At 30.7% G+C, this 6712-nt stretch carries 6 protein-coding genes; 1 reads left to right on the top strand and 5 read right to left on the bottom strand.

The window, feature by feature from the left end; genetic code table 11:
- From CIW83_RS17790 to CIW83_RS17770, 5 genes are all read right to left on the bottom strand, one after another.
- Positions 1–981 (bottom strand): patatin-like phospholipase family protein (locus tag CIW83_RS17790; protein WP_143598588.1); only part of this gene is annotated, 981 nt, incomplete at its 3' end.
- A 16-nt stretch (positions 982–997) separates the two neighbouring features.
- Positions 998–2071, bottom strand: coding sequence for a CapA family protein (locus tag CIW83_RS17785; protein WP_094903710.1), 1074 nt, complete (start codon positions 2069–2071; stop codon positions 998–1000).
- A 187-nt stretch (positions 2072–2258) separates the two neighbouring features.
- A complete protein-coding gene (gene mscL, locus CIW83_RS17780) occupies positions 2259–2714 on the bottom strand; it encodes a large-conductance mechanosensitive channel protein MscL (protein ID WP_094903708.1) in 456 nt (151 codons plus the stop codon).
- Between the two features lie 83 nt (positions 2715–2797).
- A complete protein-coding gene (locus CIW83_RS17775) occupies positions 2798–4075 on the bottom strand; it encodes a serine dehydratase subunit alpha family protein (RefSeq protein WP_094903706.1) in 1278 nt (425 codons plus the stop codon).
- A gap of 284 nt (positions 4076–4359) precedes the next feature.
- Positions 4360–6129, bottom strand: coding sequence for a sigma 54-interacting transcriptional regulator (locus CIW83_RS17770; protein WP_094903704.1), 1770 nt, complete (start codon positions 6127–6129; stop codon positions 4360–4362).
- A 145-nt stretch (positions 6130–6274) separates the two neighbouring features.
- Here CIW83_RS17770 and CIW83_RS17765 point away from each other — a divergent pair, with 145 nt between their 5' ends.
- A complete protein-coding gene (locus CIW83_RS17765; RefSeq protein WP_094903702.1) occupies positions 6275–6703 on the top strand; it encodes a cytidine/deoxycytidylate deaminase family protein in 429 nt (142 codons plus the stop codon).
- Positions 6704–6712 lie beyond the last annotated feature (9 nt).

Here is a 6712-nt window from a genome sequence, read left to right as displayed (position 1 = left end):
TAGTAACTCCTCATAGCTACAAGACTTACCTATAGAAAGCATGGAGCATATTTTAGGTATTATATGTTCTAGCAAAGATCTCCTATATGGAATTTCTGGGAGCTTTAATATTTCTTCCATCTTTCTTACTTCTTCTTCAGGTATACTGAGTAAAAAATTAAGATAATAATCCTGATCTTTTTCTGAGACTATATAGTATCTATGTCCTTTAAAACCGTTTAATGCCCTTAATCCATCGTAATATCCAAGTTCTATATTTGCCCTAGACCTGCTACTATCATATTCAAAAGATCTGCCTATACTATCAGATGGAGATATTACAATAGAGTTCGTGCCTTGTAGATCAAGTTTCTTAGTAAAACCCATGGCATGAGTTCTTACAAGAATCAAATCCTTATATCCTTTATCTATAAGCATTTTAAAGGGAAGATTATCATAAAATCCACCATCTAAATATAATTTTCCTCCTAACCTTTCGGATTTAAAAGCTGGTAAATATGCACTTGCCATTAAATATTCTTTAAATTCTCCCTTTGGAATATCTTCTTTGAATACATATAAAGGCTTAAATGGGCTCAAGCTTATGGTAACCATACCAAAATCTATATTAGACTTTCTAATCTTTTCCTCATCTATATACTCATCTAATAAGTTTTTCAAAGGTGTTATATCAAATCCCTTAGTACTTATTAGATCTTTTATTTTGTCTCGCAAAAAAGATAAATCTTCCTTAACTAATTTTAGCTGCATGATTTTGTCTATTTCATTATCGTCTACATCAACGACCATAGAATAAGTAATTTCATTCCAAAGATCATAACATCTCTCATAATCATTTTGTGCAATCATCGCTCCATTTAAAGCACCAATTGATGTACCTACAACTCCTTTTATCTCAATTCCTGACTCCCTTAATGCCTTATAAACTCCCATATGATATGAACCTTTGGCTCCTCCACCCTCTAATACTAGGCCATACATTTCCAATAACACCTCTTTAATACTGTTTTATTTTTATTATTCCATCCTTATCTATATTAGTTTTAAAATCTTTGGAAATTGTATTCATATATTTAATTTTCTCTTTTATTTCAATATCAGGTATGGGCCTTCCACCTGTTATTGTACAAGGTATAATCTGTATACTGTCTATATCTTTATCTATGAGATTAATCTGACCAATTATAGTGTTGGAAGTTAGTTCATTTTTTGTACCAAAAACAAAATTCCCTAGACTGTAGAATATAGGCTTGCCATTGTAAATTTCAATACCTTGTAATACATGGGGATGATGACCCATTACAATATCTACACCTGCATCGACTAGTTTTTTAGCTAGTTCTATTTCCTGTTTCCTTGGTGTGGTACTAAGTTCTACTCCCCAGTGTATGGATAATACTAGAACATCCACCTCTTTTTTCATTTCTTCTACCCTATTCAATACTTCTTTTAAATGAGGATCATATGCACCTACTATGCCTGGTCTTTTATCTGTAGCATACCACTTTACATCAGGTACTACCCTAGTAAAAGATAACACTCCTATATTAATACCATTTCTTTCAACTATAGTACCTTCTATGGCCTCTTTTTTATTCTTACCACCACCGGCTCTTTTTATTTCTGATTTATCTAAATGATTCAATGTATCTAGAAATCCATCATAGCCATAATCTAAAGAATGATTATTACCTAAAACAACTATATCTATGCCTGACTCTTTCATGGCCTTTAAATTCTTTGGATCAGATCTAAAATTAAATTGTTTATCAGGCCATGGAGTACCTTTAGTAGTAATACTAGTTTCAAGGTTTCCTATAGTAATATCATCATTTTGAAAATAATCTTTTACCATTTCCCAAGGATACTCTACTCCATTTTTATTTATCCGTGCCCTCATACTGCCATCCATCAACATATCTCCCACTACAGATATAGTTGTTTTCTCTTTAATCTCTACAACTTTCTTTTCTACTATACTTATTTGTGCTCTTGGCCTTTCCTCAATCTTAAGAGGAAGTATATTTGAAAACATAGTTAAAACGAAAAATAGATATAATCCCCTATTCATTCGATCCCCCCATTTATTCAGTTCACAATTAACAATTCAGAACCTTATAATCTTCTCAACATTAATTTGCTCCACAGTAAATAATACTAGAGTCCATAAGATTATACTCAGTATGAGCAAATATATGTCATTCTAAGTATGATCGAAGAGTCTTAATTTTTATCTTTTCATTGTTAATTGTTCTTTGTTAATCGTTAATTACTATTTGTTCTTCGCTAATTATTGAAGTGCAGTTTGGACATCTTGTTGCATCTATATGAATTTCTGTATAGCAGTATGGGCAAGCCTTTGTAGTAGGTACAGTTTCAATGACCTCTTCTTTTCTTTTTAATCTATTTAATTGTCTAATAAAAATAAATATAGAAAAAGAAATAATTAAAAACTCAAGAATAGTATTAATAAATATTCCATAGTTTATAGTCGGAACTCCTTGGGCTGCTGCCAATGATGGATAATAGTTCCCGTCTAAGCTTATAAATAAATCGGTGAAATTTACATTTTTAATTAACAATCCAATTACTGGCATTATCATATCATTAACTAAAGATGTAACTATTTTACCAAAGGCTCCGCCTATGATTACCCCAACAGCTAAATCTATTACATTACCTTTTACTGCAAATTCTTTAAACTCTTTTAACATATCTTCTCCTCCTTTTATAATATTTAAATATACCCTTAAATATTATAATAAAACTCTGATATTGTAAATCAGAGTTTTTATTATTAGATTATATTTATTATTACGTTATCTGTTTGTGAAAGTCCGTCTTTACATAGAACTCCTAATCCCTCTATAGTTTTCTCGATATTTGAACCTATTATACCAATATTTGGCTTAACTATTATATTTTCCAAGGCTAAATATGCAGCTAATACAGCTTCACCGGCTGAAGTTGACAGTTTAAAAGAACAAGTTTCTTTGGCTCCATCGCATATCATACCCGTTAAATTTGATAACATATTATTAGCAGCACCACTAATCTCCCGATCGTTTCCTCCTAGCATCCAAGTGATACCTACACTAGCGCCCACCCCTGCAGCTATGGCACATCCACACATAGCTGATAATTTTCCAGTATAAAGTTTTATATATTTATTTACTACATGAGCAAAAAATACAGCCTTTAATAGCTTTTCTTCTTCAATGTTATTATCCTCGCCTACTGCAACTATCGGTAATACTACTCCCAGACCTTGGTTTCCGCTTCCTGCACTTGTCATTATTGGGCAATTGCCACCACCCATTCTCATATCAGCAGATGCAGCCGTAAGAATTCTTGCTTTAGTAAATGCATCAATTTGCATTTTATTTTGTCCCTGTAATTTATTTAAGGCAGCACCTAACTTTAATCCCTTGTCTCCTTTTAACCCATCATAGGCAGCCTCTTTATTCATATTTATTCCGTCTTTAATAAATAGAATTTCTTCTATAGAAAAACTTTCTACAATCTTTCTTATTTCTTCAAATGTCATTTCCCTTAAAACCTCATATGAAAGGGTATCCTTTTCTTGAAAAACTCCTTTATATACTGTTCTTCCATCTACTTTTACTGTATCTATAAAATTATGACTATCTTTTAGTACTACTTCTATTTTTTGTGACTTAGATATAAAATGAATTTCTACATATACATCTGGACTTTTTTCTAGATATCCTACTGTGATTCTCCCTTCCTCTACTAATTTATGAGCTAAATCAATATAATGTCTATTAACATTTTTAAGTACCATTAATCCATCATCAGCATTTCCCGCAACTATTCCTAGGGCTGCCGCTAATTCTAGTCCCCATTCTTCTGTATTTGGTATTATTACAGATTTACCATTTTTAAATATGTTTTTACTTACTAAAACTGCTATCTTCTCTATATGTGAATCTATATATTTTTTACCAAAAGAAGCAGCATAGGCTACAGCAACTGGTTCTGTACATCCTATGGCTGGCACCGTCTCTCTTTTTACCATATTCAATAGATATCTTTTCTTCTCTTCATTTATCATAAAATTAGCACCTCTCTTTTAAAGCCCATTTAAAGTCAAATTTACGCTAAGTAAAAATAAAACTTTCCTATGGTTATAGAATAATTATTGCAAACTTTGTGCCAATCCTATGAAATAAATAGAAAACTCCTATAATTAGCTATAGGACCAGATTTCAGATTATTTCGTAGTTCATCCAATATATATTTTATTCGCATTGTTGCGAATAATCTTCAGATATATCAACCAATATAGTGAGATATTCTTGGTTTACATTAATTTGCAATAATGCAAATTTATTCGCATTATTGCAAATTGAATTTTGTTAGTTTTCTATATAAAGTTGAGAGATTAATATCTAGTATTTCAGCTATTAACTCCTTATCTTTAGTAGAATATCCATATTCTTCAAGATACCTTGCTAATATTTCTTTTTCATAACTATCAACCATATCCTTCAAAGCTCTTTTATGATTAAATTTTATGTCTTTTTCATTATTACAGAAATAGTCTTTTATATTAGCAGGTAAATCATCATATGAAATTTCCTTTTCCTGAACCACATTTACTAAGTATTCTATTGTATTTTCTAGTTCTCTAATATTACCAGGCCAAGGATATTTGTGGAAAGCATTCTTTATTTCTTGAGAATAATATTTCTTTTCTTTTTCTAATTTCATGCAATTTTTATTAAGTAAACTTTCACTTAGTAAATCAAGATCTTCCTGCCTCTCTCTTAATGGAGGTATATTTATAGGTATTACATTTAATCTATAATATAGATCGTCCCTAAATTCTCCACTTAGAACCATTCCTTCTAAGTTCCTATTGGTAGCTGCTATTAGCCTAAAGCTAATACTTATCAATTCCTTTCCTCCCACCCTAATAAATGCTTGTTCTTGCAATACTCTTAGCAGTTTAGGCTGGAGATGAATAGGTAAATCACCTATCTCATCTAAAAATAAAGTACCTCCGTTGGCTAATTCAAATTTACCCATTTTTCCTTCCCGTTTTGCTCCTGTAAATGCTCCTTCCTCATATCCAAATAATTCAGATTCTAAAAGATTATCTGGAATAGAAGCACAATTTATAGCTATGAAAGGAGCCTTATTTCTATCACTTTCATAATGAATAGCTCTAGCAAAGAGTTCTTTACCTGTACCACTTTCACCCTTTAATAACACAGAAGATTCACTAGGAGCAATATTCTTTGCTATTGATTTAACCTCCAACATTTTGGGACTATTTCCCAATATATCTTTAAATGTTACTTTTCTTTCCCCTTCTATCAGTCTATAAGCACTTCTTACCATATCAAAGGTCTTCTGAATTTCTAAAATGCTACTAACTTTCTTTCCTTCTACCATCACAGGAATATTTCTTATAATAAAACTCTTTTTCTTATTACCTATTTTAATCTTTTTCTCTATAGAAAAGTCTTGTTCTCCCTTTTCCTTTAAATATGGAAATATCTTATCTATACTACTATTTATTAACTTATTTTTATCTTTCATAAGATAGCTTTCAATACTGGAATTAACAAACTTTATCTTTCCGTCCTCATCAGTACATATAAGCCCTTTATCTAAGCTATCTATTATCATTCTTGTTTCTTCATGTTGAATAGTAATATTCTTTATAGTTTCATAATAATTAATATTTCCAACTATTAAATCTGATAGCCTACTTAAGAAAATTAAAAGATTTTCTTTTTGTTCTTGTATCTTCTTTTTTTGCTCATTCTTAAAGGCTATAAGTCCAATTACTCCTATTAACTTATTTTTATTTAATATAGGATATCCAAGGGTTGCCATTTCAGCACAACTCCCTTTTAGGCTACAATTAATACATTGCTTACTTATATTTGGTTTATTTATTACTTGAGGTTTTTTAGTTTCAGCAACAACTTCAAAGGAACAGCTATTAGGAATCCTACTGCCTATAGAATCTCTATATTTTCCAGTAGCTGCAACTCTATACATATTTTCATCTATTATTGTTACATCTACATTTAATACTGCTTCTATAGCTTCCGCAACTTCTTGTACAGAATTTTGTATCCTAAACAAACTCATTTTAACCACTCCTTTTCTACTATCTATAGTATAATGTATTTTTTGCTCTTTGTGAAAAAACAAATTCAATAAATTTTATTTTTATATGGTATAATATTTAATTAGGAAAATTAATGATAATTTATAAGGTTAGGAGGAGTAGAAAATGTCAGATAGAAAATCTTGGAAAGAGTATTTTATGGAGATTACTGAGTTAGTGGCAACTCGTTCTACTTGCGATAGAGCATTTGTGGGCTGTCTTCTAGTCAATGATGACAATAGAATAGTCTCTAGCGGCTACAATGGTTCAGTTTCTGGAAACCCTCACTGTGACGATGTAGGACACACTATGAGAGATGGTCATTGTATAGCAACTATTCATGCGGAAATAAATGCATTATTATATTGTGCTAAAGAGGGTATTTCTGTAAAGGGATGTACTGCTTATGTAACTCATTTTCCTTGTTTAAATTGTACAAAAGCATTGATACAATCTGGAATTAAGCACATTTACTATAAGAATGATTATAGAATAGATGAGTATGCTATAGAATTACTTAATAAAAATGGAATTGGATTTGAAAAAATAGAATAAGTATCATTT

Source organism: Tissierella sp. P1, assembly GCF_002266425.1.
Classification (GTDB): Bacteria; Bacillota; Clostridia; order Tissierellales; family Tissierellaceae; genus Tissierella; species Tissierella carlieri.
Note: the sequence above shows the minus strand (reverse complement) of the source record. Positions and strands in the feature narration are given on the sequence as shown.